This is a genomic window from Arthrobacter sp. P1_D12 (assembly GCF_056406175.1).
Window position 1 is genome coordinate 186,456 of the sequence record NZ_JBFUAR010000018.1, and the last position, 15,631, is coordinate 202,086.

General features: G+C 64.9%; 9 protein-coding genes and 2 rRNA genes. 4 read left to right on the top strand and 7 right to left on the bottom strand.

Translation table 11 applies throughout. The features are described from left to right. Positions 1-12: 12 nt before the first annotated feature. Together AC1DZV_RS14940 and AC1DZV_RS14945 are read right to left on the bottom strand one after the other, a co-directional pair. Positions 13-1,002: an LLM class flavin-dependent oxidoreductase gene (locus AC1DZV_RS14940; RefSeq protein ID WP_476954011.1), complete on the bottom strand. Its 990-nt coding sequence runs from the start codon at positions 1,000-1,002 to the stop codon at positions 13-15. Positions 1,003-1,135: 133 nt separating this feature from the next. Next, a complete protein-coding gene (locus AC1DZV_RS14945) occupies positions 1,136-1,936 on the bottom strand; it encodes a glycoside hydrolase family 25 domain-containing protein (protein WP_476954012.1) in 801 nt (266 codons plus the stop codon). A gap of 178 nt (positions 1,937-2,114) precedes the next feature. Here AC1DZV_RS14945 and AC1DZV_RS14950 point away from each other — a divergent pair, with 178 nt between their 5' ends. The 4 genes from AC1DZV_RS14950 to AC1DZV_RS14965 all read left to right on the top strand — a co-directional run bounded on the left by AC1DZV_RS14950 (position 2,115) and on the right by AC1DZV_RS14965 (position 6,685). Next, positions 2,115-2,984 (top strand): aldo/keto reductase, encoded by an 870-nt coding sequence (locus AC1DZV_RS14950; RefSeq protein WP_476951926.1) that lies wholly within the window; start codon positions 2,115-2,117, stop codon positions 2,982-2,984. A 71-nt stretch (positions 2,985-3,055) separates the two neighbouring features. Beyond that, a complete protein-coding gene (locus tag AC1DZV_RS14955; protein WP_476954013.1) occupies positions 3,056-3,760 on the top strand; it encodes a type 1 glutamine amidotransferase domain-containing protein in 705 nt (234 codons plus the stop codon). 49 nt (positions 3,761-3,809) lie between these two features. Continuing rightward, positions 3,810-5,558 carry a helicase HerA-like domain-containing protein gene (locus tag AC1DZV_RS14960; RefSeq protein WP_476954014.1) on the top strand — a complete coding sequence of 583 codons (1,749 nt, stop codon included), beginning with the start codon at positions 3,810-3,812 and terminating at the stop codon, positions 5,556-5,558. Between the two features lie 134 nt (positions 5,559-5,692). Further along, positions 5,693-6,685 (top strand): hypothetical protein, encoded by a 993-nt coding sequence (locus AC1DZV_RS14965; RefSeq protein ID WP_476951923.1) that lies wholly within the window; start codon positions 5,693-5,695, stop codon positions 6,683-6,685. A gap of 105 nt (positions 6,686-6,790) precedes the next feature. Here the strand turns inward: AC1DZV_RS14965 and AC1DZV_RS14970 are convergent, their stop codons facing one another. The 5 genes from AC1DZV_RS14970 to AC1DZV_RS14990 all read right to left on the bottom strand — a co-directional run bounded on the left by AC1DZV_RS14970 (position 6,791) and on the right by AC1DZV_RS14990 (position 15,474). Continuing rightward, positions 6,791-8,749, bottom strand: coding sequence for an NHL domain-containing thioredoxin family protein (locus AC1DZV_RS14970; protein ID WP_476954015.1), 1,959 nt, complete (start codon positions 8,747-8,749; stop codon positions 6,791-6,793). Beyond that, entirely contained in the window at positions 8,746-10,920 is a 2,175-nt protein-coding gene (locus tag AC1DZV_RS14975; protein ID WP_476954016.1) for a bifunctional copper resistance protein CopD/cytochrome c oxidase assembly protein, read from the bottom strand. The genes AC1DZV_RS14970 and AC1DZV_RS14975 overlap by 4 nt, the downstream gene beginning before the upstream one ends. A gap of 242 nt (positions 10,921-11,162) precedes the next feature. Then, positions 11,163-11,450: an HU family DNA-binding protein gene (locus AC1DZV_RS14980; protein ID WP_011776355.1), complete on the bottom strand. Its 288-nt coding sequence runs from the start codon at positions 11,448-11,450 to the stop codon at positions 11,163-11,165. A gap of 568 nt (positions 11,451-12,018) precedes the next feature. Beyond that, positions 12,019-12,135, bottom strand: a 5S ribosomal RNA gene (gene rrf / locus AC1DZV_RS14985). A gap of 204 nt (positions 12,136-12,339) precedes the next feature. Continuing rightward, positions 12,340-15,474, bottom strand: a 23S ribosomal RNA gene (locus AC1DZV_RS14990). Positions 15,475-15,631: the final 157 nt, after the last annotated feature.

The following is a 15,631-nucleotide window of genomic DNA, read 5'->3' on the forward strand; positions in this document are numbered from 1 at the left end:
GCCTCCAGATCGTTATGCCCGCACGAGGCGGGCGGCGTCGGCCAGAAGTTCCACGGAACGGAGCCGGGGTTCGGTCCCGGTGCTCTGGTGCGCCACGATCAGTTCGTCGGCGTCGGCGTGCACCGTGAACTCCTCGAGGTACGCAAGGACGGCCTCGGGGGTGCCCACCGCGGAGTACTTCATCATCTGCGCCATCTGCTGGCCCTGGGGCGAGTCCAGGATCATGTCCGCCTCGTCGTCGCTGAACACACGGCCATTGCCGAAGAACAAGGAGACCCTGGCCCGCTTGGTGGCCTGGAACATCGCCTGCGCCTCAGCGGCGGAATCGGCGGCAATGACATTGACTCCGGCGATCACGTGCGGCGCTTCGAGCTGCGCGGAGGGCCGGAATTCGCGGCGGTAGACCGCCACCGCATCCTGCAGTGCGTTGGGCGCGAAGTGCGAGGCGAACGCATAGGGCAGGCCCAGCTGGGCGGCCAGCCTGGCGCCGAACAGGGAGGAACCCAGGATGTACAGCGGCACGTTGGTGCCCTTGCCCGGGGTGGCCTCGACGCCCTGGATGCGGGTGGGGCCGCTCAGGTAGCCCTGGAGCTCCAGGACGTCTTGCGGGAAGTTGTCTGCCGACATCGGATCGCGGCGCAGGGCGCGCATGGTGTTCTGGTCGCTGCCCGGCGCCCGGCCCAGGCCGAGGTCGATCCGGCCCGGGTGCAGGGTCTCAAGCGTGCCGAACTGTTCCGCGATGGTCAACGGCGAGTGGTTGGGCAGCATCACGCCGCCGGCGCCGAGCCGGATGCTGGAGGTGTGGGCCGCGACGTGGGCGATCAACACACTCGTGGCGGACGAGGCGATCGCGGACATGTTGTGGTGCTCGGCGTACCAGATCCGCCGGTAACCCCGGTCCTCGGCGAGCTGCGCCATGGCCACGCTGCCGGCGAAGCTTTCCGCCGCCGTCTGGCCCGGGCCGATGGTAGCGAGATCAAGAATGGAAAGCGGAACAGTCACGGAAAAGCCGGCCTTTCGTAGCGGAGCAGTGTGCGGGCCGGAGTTTGGACTGCGGTCCTGGGTGGCACCGGGTTTCCGGCGCGGGCACACTGGGGTCAACGACGGCGGCCCCCGGGATATTTCTGCAGGCGGCTCAGGGGCACGAGTAGTTGTAGTCAAGGCCCCCGGAGATGTACTGCGTCATCGAGACGCGGCTGTTCGGGGTGAGTCCGGGGCGGGCGCAGTTCGCCTTGGCCCCGGCCGCCGATCCCGCTCCGGCGAGCCAGCTCGGCAGTCCTGCCAGCGGGCTGGTGAACTTCACGCTGCCGGCGATCTCCCCCCACTGGTAGGGGGTGGAGTAGAGGCCCACGCGGGCGCCGATCTTCTTGAAGTAGGCGGCCATGCCTTCCAGGACGGCGACGTTGGCGGCTTTGTCTTCCTGCCAGGTGTTTTCCGTTTCCACATCCAGCCACCAGAGGTAGGACTGCGGGTTGCTGACCCCGCGGCGCTTGGCGTCGTCGGACGCCTTGGCCCACCCATACATAAAGGAGCAGGCTTTGAGCGACCCCAAGGCGCAGTTGCCGTAGGGGTTTGTGACCTTCACCCCGTTGTAGGTGTTCAACGTGGGCCACCAGGACCCCTGCCGGGCGGGGTTGGCCGTGTTGACGTACAGCGCCACCCCCGGCTGCGCCGTCGCTGCCGGGGACTTTGCGGTCTTGGCCCAGGCCAGCTGGCTTGCCAGGCACGGGTTCGTGTTGTTGGCCAGGCCATGGTTGACGCCGACGATCGCGAAGGCCGGCTGCTTTGGGAGGGCCTTCCCGCATTGCGGCCAGGAAACATCGATTCCGGTTCCCGAGGTACTGGCCGTAGCAGCCGAAGCGGGGCTTCCGCCCAGCAGGACAAGGCCGAGGGTCACGACAAAGGCCAGCACGATGCGCGGGAGCGAGTTGGGCATGCCACAGTCTAAGGCAAAATCGCAGAAACGCTAATCGGTGGCGTAATTCCGTCACGGCGCAGGCTTTGCCGCCGGACTGCCCGGAACGCACCCCTGCAGACGCCCCCGCATCGCCGGGCGGGGACGCCCCGTTAGGAAACCTTGGAATAGTCAGCAGGCTGAGGATGTTCTCTTCCCTATGAGCCATGACAAAGCACAGCACCCGGAAACATCCGCCACGATCGCCCTGAAGGACCTGGCAACCGTCCGCCGGCTGGGCTTTGGCGCCATGCGGATCGTCGGCGACGGCGTCTGGGGCGAGCCGGCAGACCGCGCCGCCGCGGTCGCCGTGGTACGCCGCGCCGTGGAGCTTGGCGTCGACTTCATTGACACTGCCGACTCGTACGGCCCCAACATCAGCGAGGAAATCATTGCCGAGGCCTTGCACCCCTACCGGGACGGCGTCAGGATCGCCACGAAGGTGGGGTTCACCCGCACTGGACCCAACGCCTGGGTTCCGGTCGGCCGGCCCGAATACCTGCGCCAGCAGACGGAACTGAGCCTGCGCAAGCTCAAGGTCGACTCCCTCGACCTCCTGCAGCTGCACCGGATCGACCCCAAGGTGGACCGCGAGGAGCAGTTCGCCGTGCTGCGCGATCTGCAAAAGGAAGGCAAGGTCAAGGCCCTCGGCCTCTCCCAGGTCAGCGTGGAGGAACTGGAGGAAGCCGGGAGGTACTTCACGGTCTCTACGGTGCAGAACCGCTACAACCTCACCGACCGCAGCTCCGAGGACGTCCTCGAGTACGCCGAGGAGAACGGCATCGGCTTCATTCCGTGGGCGCCGATGTCCGCTGGCGAGCTGGCCCGGCCGGGCGGACCGCTCGACGAGGCGGCGAAGCGGCTGGGCGCCACGACTTCCCAGGTGGCGCTGGCCTGGCTTCTGCGCCGGTCCCCCGTCATGATGCCGATCCCCGGCACCGGCTCCGTCAAGCACCTTGAAGAGAACCTGGCCGCCGCCGCCGTCGTCCTCGACGACGCCACCTATGCGGAACTCGAAGCGACCCGCTGAACCGCGCCGCCTACCATATTTCACCTTATCCACCGTCCGCCGGCCCTTGCCGGCAGAACAGGAGCAACACCATGGCTAAAAGTATTCTGATGGTTGTCTCGGCAGCAGATTCCCTGACAATGCGCGACGGCAGCGACCACCCCACCGGCTACTGGGCCGAGGAGCTCGTTGTCTCCCACCGGACCCTTCTCGACGCGGGCCACACCGTGCACATCGCCACTCCGGGCGGCAAGAAGCCGACGGTGGATGAGGTGAGCCTCGCGGCCGAGTCCGCCGGTGGGCAGGACCATGCGGATAGCTTCCGCCGCTACATCGATTCCCTCGACACCGAACTGTCCAACCCGCTGGTGCTGGCCGACGTCGACGCCTCCGCCTACGACGCCGTCGTGATGCCGGGCGGCCACGGGCCGATGGCCGACCTGTACCAGGACGCCGATCTTGGCCGTCTGCTGACGGCCGTCAACACGGCCGGCAAGATCATTGCCCCCTTCTGCCACGGCCCGGCCGGACTGTTGAGCGCCACTGACGACGACGGCGCGTTCACCTTCGCCGGACGCCGCCTCACCGTCTTCACCAATGAGGAGGAGCTGGGTGGCGGCACGGGACCCAATACACCGTGGTTCGTGGAGGACGTCCTGAAGGAGAAGGGCGCGGTAGTGGAGAACGGCGCGGCTTGGACGTCTCATGTTGTGCGGGACGGAAACCTCATCACCGGGCAGAACCCGCAGTCCAGCGAGGACGTGGCCAAGGAGGTCCTCAAGGCCCTCGCCGAATAAGCCACCCTTAGCCGGGTCCGGGAACCCCGGACCCGGCTAAGCTAACCGCATGGCCATCAAATCCACTGCAGACAAAGTCGCCACGATCGTCCAGGGCTACACCCTGGACGGCCCGACGATCGAGCTCGGCGCGGCGATCGTCGACGGCGAACTCCACAAGGAAGCCTCCGTCCGGCTGCCGCTCGCGATGATGAACCGGCACGGCCTCGTGGCCGGGGCGACAGGCACGGGCAAGACCGTCACGCTGCACATGATGGCCGAACAGCTTTCCACCGCCGGTGTGCCCGTGTTCCTGGCCGACATCAAGGGCGACCTCTCGGGCCTGGCCACCGCCGGCACGGGCACCGAAAAACTCCTGGCCCGCACGGAGAGCATCGGCCAGGCCTGGTCCGGCAAGACTTTTCCGGTGGAGTTCCTGGCCCTAGGCGGTGACGGCAAGGGCATACCGGTCCGCGCCACCATCACCTCCTTCGGCCCCATCCTGCTCTCCCGCATCATGGACCTGAACGAAACCCAGGAATCCAGCCTGCAGCTGGTCTTCCATTTCGCGGACAAGAAAGACCTGGAGCTGATCGACCTCAAGGACCTCCGGGCCGTGATCCAATTCCTGACCTCGGCCGAGGGCAAGGACGAACTTGAGGAACTCGGCGGCCTCTCCAAGGCAACCGCCGGCGTGATCCTGCGCGAACTGATCACGCTCGAGGCGCAGGGTATGGAGAAGTTCTTCGGCGAACCCGAGTTCGACACCGCCGAACTGCTGCGTACCGCGCCGGACGGCCGCGGTGTGGTGAGCTGCCTGGAGCTTCCGACGCTGCAGACCAAGCCCATGCTCTTCTCGACGTTCCTCATGTGGCTGTTGGCCGACCTCTTCGAGGACCTGCCCGAGTCCGGGGACCTCGACAAGCCCAAGCTCGTGTTCTTCCTCGACGAGGCCCACTTGCTGTTCAACGGCGCCTCGAAAGCCTTCCTTGACGCGATCACCACCACCGTCCGGCTCATCAGGTCCAAAGGTGTCGGAATCTTCTTCGTGACGCAGACCCCCAAGGACGTCCCCGCCGACGTCCTCGGCCAGCTGGCAAACCGCGTGCAGCACGCCCTCCGCGCCTATACCCCGGAGGACGCCAAGGCCCTCAGGGCCACCGTCTCCACCTTCCCGACCAGCGACTATGACCTCGAGGAGACCCTCACTACCGCCGGCATCGGCGAGGCCGTCATCACAGTCCTGAATGAGAAGGGCGCGCCGACCCCGGTGGCGCTGACCCGGCTCCGTGCCCCGGAGTCCGTGATGGGTCCCAGCACAGACGAGCTGATCTCCAGCACCGTCGCCGCCTCCGCCCTGCTGCCCAAGTACGGCACCGCCGTCGACAACATCTCGGCGTACGAGAAGATCGCCGCCGAAGGCGGTGACCGCACGGGCGCTGCCCCCACCGGGCCGGCGGCCGGGACCGCGCACCACGGCGGCGCCCGGGACGGCGGCAGCCAGGAATCCGCCCAGGGCGGCGGTTTGGACCCCCGCGCCATCGACGCCGAAGCCCGGCGGATCGAGGAGGAAATCCTTGGCCGCCCCAGCAGCCGCCCCGCGCCGGCGCCCCGGATGCCCGACGATGACAACGTGGCCGAGCGGCGTGCCCCCCGGCCGGCGCAGCCGCCGGCCGGCGGCGGCGGGGGCATCGGCGGCGAACTCGCCGGGGCCCTGGGCGGTGGCCTCCAGAGCATGGCCCGCTCGCTGGGGACCCAGCTTGGCAGGGAACTGCTCCGCGGCGTCTTCGGCACTTCCTCCAAACGCCGCCGCCGCTAGGGATCACCGCGGCGGCACCCAACCGCACGTTCCCGGCCCGCGGGTCGGGCGGCCTTCAGCCATGCTCCGCGTCACAGGTGCGGACTGTGACACCGGGATTCCTGTGGGGTACAGGTAACGTAAGAATGGTGCAGATGAGTCAGGCGTTGGTCAAAATCGCAGCAGTGTGGCTGCTGGGACTGATGCTTGCCGTCGCCGGCGCCATCGTGTCGATCAATCTGGTGAACGACTCCATTGCCGGGCCCCAGCAGCCAGTCCGTGAATATTTGAGTGCCCTGCAAAAGGGCGATGGCGAAAAGGCGCTGGGCCTGTTGCGCGCCTCCGTGCCACAAAGCAACCCGGCGATGCTCGACGGCACGGCCCTGCAAACCGCGGCGGCACGCATCTCCGACGTCAAGCTTGGCGCCGCGGAAGAGCGCGGTGCCAATCAGGTCATGGTGCCCATGGAGTACACCGTTGACGGCAACAAACTGCGGACCGAGTTCCTGTTGGAGCGCTCCGGCACCGAGTGGCTGTTCTTCCACAAATGGTCTTTCGTCCCCTCTGAGCTGCCCGTCCTGGACGTCACCGTGGTCAACTCCAGCGAGGCCACCCTCAACGGGGTGCCGGTGAACATGCCCAACGGCCGCAACTCCTTCGCTGTCTTCTACCCGGGCGAGTATGAGGCGACCCTGAACGGCCAGTACTTCTCCGCCCCGGCCACCCGCGCCACCGTGTCGGCCGCGGACGCGCCTCCGGCATCGCTGAACCTGCTGACCGAGGCCACGGGCGCCCTGAAGGAGGCCGTGAGCGGCAAGGTCAAGGAGTTCCTGGACTCCTGCGCGGACGAGGCCGACAAGCAGCAGAAGCTGCAGCCCAACTGCCCGTTCTACCACGCCACCAACAACCGCGTGATGGACGGAACCATCGACTGGAGCATCACGGACTACCCGAGCGTCAGCATCGAGCCGTTCGGCGGCCGCTGGGTGGTGGCTCCCCTCGACGGCAAGGCCCGGATCAAGGCCCGCCAACAGGATCTGTTCTCGGGCGCCGTGTCCGACATCGACTCCGTCCACGATTTCAGCTTCACGACCCGTCTGGACATCGACGGCGACACCGTCAAACTCACGCCGCAGCTGGACTACTAGTACCCTCCGGGACTCCGCGGCGGCGGGCCCGAAGAAAGCCAAAAGGCTGCTGTCCGTGATTCAGGGTCACGGACAGCAGCCTTAGGTCAGCCTTGGCGCAGCGGCTCAGTCCATTCCGCGCAGGTCCAGGACCAGCTCGGTGTCTCCGTCGGCCTGCAGGAGCACGGGGATTCCCCAGTCCTGCTGGTAGAGGTGGCAGGCCGCATGGTCCGGGATCTCGCCGTCGGCGTCTTCGGACCCGTCACAGGCCGCCGCGCGGGCGGTGATGTGCAGGACGCCCTCGGGGACGTCGGAGGAAAGCTCCAGGGTGCGCAGGAGCCCCACGGACGTCCCCCCGCCGGAGACCAGCAGTTCGGGGGGTGTGGACGAGATCTTCAACTGGGTGGGATCGCCCCAGCGGTCGTCCAGCTTCTGACCGGTGGGCGCCGTGAAGCGGACCGCCAGTTCGAGCGGCCCAGGCGCCACAGGGCTCTTGGGACGGTGGGTCTGCGCCGCACCCTCGTCCACCTGCTGGGCTTCCTTCGGGATGGGCACGTACACGAGCTGGTGCTTGTTGGCCTCGACCACCACCAGCAACGGCTCGGATCCGGCGACCTGGGTGTGGTCCACAATCACGTCCGAGGGCTCGGACAGTCCGCGGGCCAGTGTGGAGACCGTGCCCGTTCCGGGGTCGTAGCGGCGGACTGCGCCGTTGTACGTGTCCGCGATGGCCACCGAACCGTCAGGGAGCACCGTGACGCCGAGCGGGTGCTGCAGCCGCGCCTCCGCGGCGGGTCCATCGCGGAAGCCGAAGTCGAACAGGCCCTTGCCCACCGCCGATTCGACGGTGATGGTGCCCGCGTCATCAATCACGAGTTTGCGCAGGGCGGAGGTCTCGGAGTCAGCCACCCAGATGTTGCCGTCCGCGTCTTCGGCAAGGCCGGAGGACTGGGCGAACCAGGCTTCAGCGGCCGGGCCGTCCAGGAGCCCTTCGAGGCCGTTGCCGGCGATGATCTTTACGGCGCCGGAAGTCGGGTCGAAGCTGAAGATCTGGTGCACTCCCGCCATCGCGACCACCACGGCGTTGAGCTTGGCGGACCAGACGACGTCCCACGGCGAGCTCAGGGACACCGCGAGCGGGTCCGCCTCGAGCCGGGTTCCGTAGGCGGCGCCTTCCTCGTCCACGCGGGCCGGGCCGGTTTCCAGCAGCCGCTGTACGCCGTTGCCGGCCAGCGTCCGGACGGTGCCGTCCGCGAGGGACAGCCCGCGGAGCCGGTGATTCACGGAGTCGGCAATGACGACGTCGTAACCGGCGGCCGCGGCGACATCCTCGGGCAGCAGCACCAGGCCCTGCGGTTCGTTGAACCGGGCGGTGGCGGCGTTGCCGTCGGCGTGGCCCTTTTCGCCCGAGCCGTAAGTGGCCAGCACGGTCTGAAAGTCGGTAGAGAGTTCCACGAGCCGGTGATGGCCGGTGTCGGTCACCAGCCACGAGCCGTCGCCGGCGCCTCCGACCCCGCGACCGGCGGGCAGGAACAGGGCCTTGCCCGGGAAGCGCAGCGTTCCCGACGTCGGTTCCGGCGCCACGTAGGGGCCGTCGCCCCGGTGCAGGGTGCCCCGGGCCTCGTGTTCGGCGATCAGCTCGGGGATCAGGACGGCGAGGCCGTCCGCGTGGCCCTCGCCGGAGAGGTGCGCGACGATGTAGCCCTCGGGATCGATGACCACCAGGGTCGGCCAGGCCCGGGCCGTATAGGCCTTCCAGGTGTCCAGCTCGGGGTCGTCGAGGACAGGGTGGCGGATCTCGTAGCGTTCGACGGCGGCCGCCAGCGCCACGGGATCGGCCTCGTGCTCGAACTTGGGCGAATGCACGCCGACCGTCACGAGGACATCCGAGTACTGCTGCTCGAGCGGGCGGAGTTCGTCCAGGACGTGCAGGCAGTTGATGCAGCAGAACGTCCAGAAGTCCAGCAGCACGATCTTGCCGCGCAGGGATTCAAGGTCCAGGGACTTGCCACCGGTGTTCAGCCACTTGCGGCCCACCAGTTCGGAGGCCCGGACCCGGAGGTGGGTGCGTACGGTTTCGGTCATGAGCGTCCTTCCAGCTTTGAATTGCGTTCGGCAAGCCTGGCGTCGCGCTCGGCCAGCTTGGCAAACATATCGTTGTAAGCGGTGAGATCGGCGTCGTTATTCCTGTCCGCCGCCCGGTCGGTGCGTTTGGACTCGCGCGCGTCGGAGCGGGACCACATCACGGCGACACCGATCGCTACCAGCAGGGTCGGCACTTCGCCGATCCCCCACGCCACGGCACCGCCCATCTGTTGGTCCAGCAGGGCCGGGGGGCCCCAGGTCCGCCCGAGGTTGCCGAAGTAGTCGGCGGCCAGCAGCCCGGTGCCGCCCATGATGGCGACGCCGAAGAACGCGTGGAAGCCCATAGTGGCCAACAGGAGCAGCAGCCGCATGGGGTACGGTGCGCGGCGCGGCAACGGATCGGTACCGATCATGGTGAGCACGAAGATGTAGCCGGTGAGGGCGAAGTGCAGGTTCATGAGTTCGTGGCCCACGTGGTCCCGCATCGCGTAGCCGAACGCGTCCGAGTAGTAGAAAAGCACGATCGAGCCAGCGAAGTTGGCGGCCGCGAACAGCGGGTGTGTCACCAGTTGCGAGAACTTGGAGTGGATGAAGATCATCAGCCACTCGCGCGGTCCGCGGGAGCTGTCGCGCCGGGGGGTGAGCGCCCGCAGTGCCAGCGTCACGGGGGCGCCGAGGACCAGGAAGATGGGGGCCACCATGGTCAGGGCCATGTGGTCCATCATGTGCGCCGAAAACAGCACCCTGCCATAGACCGACGGCGGCCCCGAGGTCACGTAGGTGAGGACCACGAGTCCGAGCACCCAGTTGACCGTCCGGAACCAGGGCCACGAGTCGCCCCGCTTCATCACTTTTCGCACGCCGAGGAGGTAGGACACCAGGCCAAACACGGCGACGGCGATCCAGAGCCAGTCGAGCCGCCACTCCGTGAGCCATCTTTCCGGGGTCAGTTCCGGCGGCAGCTCGTAGCCCGAGAGGATGAAGGCCGGCGAAGCGTCGGGTGCGAAAGTGGTGGGCTGCGGCGGGGCGGAACGCCCCAGCGCGACGGCGATCCCGGACGTCGCCCCCATGATGATCAACTCCACAATCACCAACTGCCACAACACCCGGCGCGCGGACCTGCCCATGGCGCGGTTGCCGAGCTGCGGGATGACCCAGCGGCGGTGCATGAGCCCGATGCCGCCCAGCACCAGGACCGCTGCCGTCTTGGCCAGGATCAGTTGCCCGTAGGCCGAGCCGAAGAGGTCTGCCCAAGTGGTGAGGCGGATGCTGGCGTTGATCACGCCGGAGGCGAAGACCAGGGCGAAGGCAAAGCCGGCCAGGGATGAGAACCGGCGCAGGGTCGGCTCGGTGATGTCTGCTGTCCCCGAGGCTGCCCCGGAGGTGCGGCCGCCGGCGCCTGTGCCTTCCAGGACGCCGGAGAGGACTGCGAGCATGATGATGCCGCCCACCCAGGCCGATACGCCGACCAGGTGCAGGCCGAGCGAGTTGATGGCGCCCTCGTGGTCGCTGGAGCTGGAGGAGTGTCCGATCAGGGCAGCGGGAACCAGCCCGATCAGCGAAAGGACCAGCGTCAGTGCCAGGCCGCCGCGGGAGCGCACTCCGAACAGGGCGGTGGTAACGACGGCGGCGATGATGACGACAGCCAGCCACGCGCGTCCGGTTTCGATGTCCGTCATGAAGTACACGAGGGAGCGGGTGAATTCCGGGTCCCCGGAGATGCCCTGCCCCGCGATGTCCGCGTAGCCCAGGACCAGCACGGTGATCGCGGACAGCGTCCAGACGGCGCCGGCGGCCGCTGCCACGGCCAGCGCCCGGGTGAAGGCCGGATGTTCCGGGGCGTCCTGCTCCTTGGACCGGGAGCTGTTCCTGTTTCGCGGCAGGATGCCGACGGCGAAGATAAGGCCGCCGATCACGGTGGCGACAGCGACGTTGTGGATCGCTTTGCTCACCGGAAGCCCCCAGCGCACCAGCGCACCTGGATCTGAGACCTCGCGGGCGGCTGCTGCGCCGGAGAAGATCAGTGCCGCTACCAGGCCAATAAACAACGCGCCAAGGCCTGCGATCAGCCAAGGCCGGGCAATCCCGGGGGGACCGGAGCCAGGGCCGCGTGCGTCCCCGGGGGGAACGGGCGCTGCGGTTGTGGGCGTGGGATTTACTGCGGAAGGCACACCTCCATTGTCCGCTACGCCGCCTTGCTCAGCGAATCGGCCCCGGCGGCTGGGCCTCCGGGGATCCGTCCAGCCGGCGCGGCCTTCAAAGGGCTGCGGATTGGTCGGGAAGGCAGCCCGGCCGGCCTAAGACCGGTCAGGGACCGGTTAGGGACCGGCCGGCGGCTGGCCGGGGACTGGCCGATGACGCAAAAGGAGCGGCAACCCGAGGGTTGCCGCTCCTTTCAAGCCTGCGAAGAAGACTACTTCTTCTTGGCGACTGCAGCCTTCAGCTTGGAGCCGGCGGTCAGCTTGACGCTGTGGCCAGCGGCAATCTGGATGGTCTCGCCGGTCTGCGGGTTGCGGCCGGTGCGAGCTGCACGGTCGGTGCGCTCTACGGCGAGCCAGCCCGGGATGGTGATCTTCTCGCCCGCGGCGACAGAGGTCTCGAAGACCTCGAACAGTGCGTCGAGCACGGAGTTGACTGCTGCCTGGCTGGTGCCGGCCTTGCCTGCTACCTCTGCAACAAGTTCACTACGGTTCTTAGCCATTTATGTCCTCCTGGACGGTCACGATTTTTGGAGCCTGCACACGGCATGCGTACAAACCACTGTTCGAAAACTTACCAGCTTGGCGCCTCAGAGGTGGCAAATTCCGCGTGTTTTCGGCCTTTTTTGGGGAAAATCACTGGAATCGGGCGCCGATCGCCGTCAAATTGCGCCGAGAGCGGAAGCCCCCTCGTCGGCGCCGTTTCACCCAGATCCGCCGCCGTCCCCGCCGGCGGACTTTCCGCCGCCAGGAAGCCAGCCCGGGCGCTGCCCGCTGGGCACCGGTCCCATGGTCCTGGCGGGCCGTGAGGGGGGCCTTAGCGGGGGCGACGCCGGCACCCGTCTTGGATGCCCTGCCGGCTGCCCGGGGGACGTGGGGCGCTCGTGGCGGGCCCTGGGACCTGTGTTCTGGCAGGCCGTGACCCGGGTTCGGCTGGGCACGCTGGCCCTGGTCTTGTCCGGTCCGGGTTCCGCTCCGGGTCGGGGACCCCGGCCCGGCTCGGTTCGGAGAGGCCGGTTAAATGCGGGAGGACCCCCMCCKGKTGGTGGGGGTCCTCGACCGTTAATGGTGTTCCGGCGGTGACCTACTCTCCCACACCCTCCCGGGTGCAGTACCATCGGCGCTGTGGGTCTTAGCTTCCGGGTTCGGGATGGGACCGGGCGTTTCCCCCACGCTATGACCGCCGTAACCCTTGCTCCGCCACGCACCCGCGGGGCGGGGGTGGGGAAATCTGTGGTTACAACATCTGTGGTGTTGTTATTTTGTTGTGGTTTTGTTCCTCAAGCAACGGGTTTGTTGGTTGGGAACCACATAGTGGACGCAAGCAGTCTTGTTTCTTTGTACCCTTCCCMTGGTGTGAACGTCTTTTGAATCCGTTCACGGGAAGGGTGTGTGGTGTAAGTTATCGGCCTATTAGTACCGGTCAGCTTCACGAGTCGTTAGTCCTCGCTTCCACATCCGGCCTATCAACCCAGTGGTCTGGCTGGGGGCCTCTCACACGCAAGGTGTATGGAAATCTCATCTCGAAGCGAGCTTCCCGCTTAGATGCTTTCAGCGGTTATCCCATCCGAACGTAGCTAATCAGCGGTGCACTTGGCAGTACAACTGACACACCAGAGGTTCGTCCGTCCCGGTCCTCTCGTACTAAGGACAGCCCTTCTCAAATTTCCTGCGCGCGCAGCGGATAGGGACCGAACTGTCTCACGACGTTCTAAACCCAGCTCGCGTACCGCTTTAATGGGCGAACAGCCCAACCCTTGGGACCTACTCCAGCCCCAGGATGCGACGAGCCGACATCGAGGTGCCAAACCATGCCGTCGATATGGACTCTTGGGCAAGATCAGCCTGTTATCCCCGAGGTACCTTTTATCCGTTGAGCGACGGCCATTCCACAATGTACCGCCGGATCACTAGTCCCGACTTTCGTCCCTGCTCGAGATGTCTCTCTCACAGTCAAGCTCCCTTGTGCACTTACACTCGACACCTGATTGCCAACCAGGCTGAGGGAACCTTTGGGCGCCTCCGTTACTTTTTAGGAGGCAACCGCCCCAGTTAAACTACCCATCAGGCACTGTCCCTGACCCGGATTACGGGCCGAAGTTAGATGTCCAAAGTGACCAGAGTGGTATTTCAACGATGACTCCACCCGAACTGGCGTCCGGGCTTCAACGTCTCCCACCTATCCTACACAAGCCACTCCGAACACCAATACCAAACTATAGTAAAGGTCTCGGGGTCTTTCCGTCCTGCTGCGCGTAACGAGCATCTTTACTCGTACTGCAATTTCGCCGAGTTTATGGTTGAGACAGCGGGGAAGTCGTTACTCCATTCGTGCAGGTCGGAACTTACCCGACAAGGAATTTCGCTACCTTAGGATGGTTATAGTTACCACCGCCGTTTACTGGGGCTTAAATTCTCAGCTTCGCCTTGCGGCTAACCGGTCCTCTTAACCTTCCAGCACCGGGCAGGAGTCAGTCCGTATACATCGTCTTGCGACTTCGCACGGACCTGTGTTTTTAGTAAACAGTCGCTTCCCCCTGGTCTCTGCGGCCCCGATCCCCTCCCACCAGCAAGTGGTGTTCAAGGTTGGGGCCCCCCTTCTCCCGAAGTTACGGGGGCATTTTGCCGAGTTCCTTAACCATAATTCTCTCGATCGCCTTAGTATTCTCTACCTGATCACCTGTGTCGGTTTGGGGTACGGGCGGCTAAAACCTCGCGTCGATGCTTTTCTCGGCAGCATAGGATCACCGAATCCCCCCCTRCGGGGGTCCCGTCAGATCTCAGGCATCATGAACGGCGGATTTGCCTACCGTTCGCCCTACATCCTTAGACCGGGACAACCATCGCCCGGCTCGGCTACCTTCCTGCGTCACACCTGTTAATACGCTTGCCTCCCAGGATCAGGTCCCGCGCTCCACCAAAACCCTTCCACCACAAGGGCGGTCAGGCAGGTTTCGGGCGGTTAGTATCCCCTGTTCAGCATGGGCGGTTTTTCGCCGGTACGGGAATATCAACCCGTTGTCCATCGACTACGCCTGTCGGCCTCGCCTTAGGTCCCGACTTACCCAGGGCAGATTAGCTTGACCCTGGAACCCTTGATCATCCGGCGGACGGGTTTCTCACCCGTCTTTCGCTACTCATGCCTGCATTCTCACTCGTGTAGGCTCCACCGCTGGTTTCCACCGCGACTTCACTGCCCACACGACGCTCCCCTACCACTCCAGACGCCTGAACCACAAGGGCTTGGCTAATGTCTGAAATCCACAACTTCGGCGGTGTACTTGAGCCCCGCTACATTGTCGGCGCGGAATCACTTGACCAGTGAGCTATTACGCACTCTTTTAAGGATGGCTGCTTCTAAGCCAACCTCCTGGTTGTCTTCGCAACTCCACATCCTTTCCCACTTAGCACACGCTTAGGGGCCTTAGTTGGTGGTCTGGGCTGTTTCCCTCTCGACTATGAAGCTTATCCCCCACAGTCTCACTGCTGCGCTCTCACTTACCGGCATTCGGAGTTTGGCTGACGTCAGTAACCTTGTAGGGCCCATTAGCCATCCAGTAGCTCTACCTCCGGTAAGAAACACGCAACGCTGCACCTAAATGCATTTCGGGGAGAACCAGCTATCACGAAGTTTGATTGGCCTTTCACCCCTACCCACAGCTCATCCCCTCCATTTTCAACTGAAGTGGGTTCGGTCCTCCACGACGTCTTACCGTCGCTTCAACCTGGCCATGGGTAGATCACTTCGCTTCGGGTCTAGATCACGCCACTGCAACGCCCTATTCAGACTCGCTTTCGCTACGGCTTCCCCACACGGGTTAACCTCGCGACGTAACACTAACTCGCAGGCTCATTCTTCAAAAGGCACGCCGTCACCCCAACACGATCGCTCGCGGAGGCTCCGACGGATTGTAAGCACACGGTTTCAGGTACTGTTTCACTCCCCTCCCGGGGTACTTTTCACCTTTCCCTCACGGTACTGGTCCGCTATCGGTCATTAGGGAGTATTTAGGCTTATCAGGTGGTCCTGACAGATTCGCACGGGATTTCTCGGGCCCCGTGCTACTTGGGATACTTCACCAGGCGGTGCACAACATTTCGGTTACGGGGCTCACACCCTCTACGGCCGGCCTTTCAAGACCGTTCACCTATGCCTGCACTCTCACCTTCCCAGCCCGGCAGAGCTGGAGTGGGAAGTCCCACAACCCCGACCATGCAACGCCCGCCGGCTATCACACATGGAACGGTTTAGCCTGATCCGCGTTCGCTCGCCACTACTGACGGAATCACTATTGTTTTCTCTTCCTGCGGGTACTGAGATGTTTCACTTCCCCGCGTTCCCTCCACGCACCCTATGTGTTCAGATGCGGGTCACCAGGCAGCTCGCGCCCCTGGCGGGGTTTCCCCATTCGGACACCCTGGGATCACAGTCCGGTTATCGACTCCCCCAGGCTTATCGCAGATTCCTACGTCCTTCTTCGGCTCCTAATGCCAAGGCATCCACCGTGTGCTCTTAAAAACTTGACCACAAAAGATCAAGGAGTAATTTTCGAGAGAACCACAGAAACCACCACCATCACCCCAAAAGGCAACAGCGACAGATCCAGGTTCATATTCTTGGAAATTGCTTCTTATAAAAGATGCTCGCGTCCACTATGTAGTTCTCAAACAACAACCCCGTACC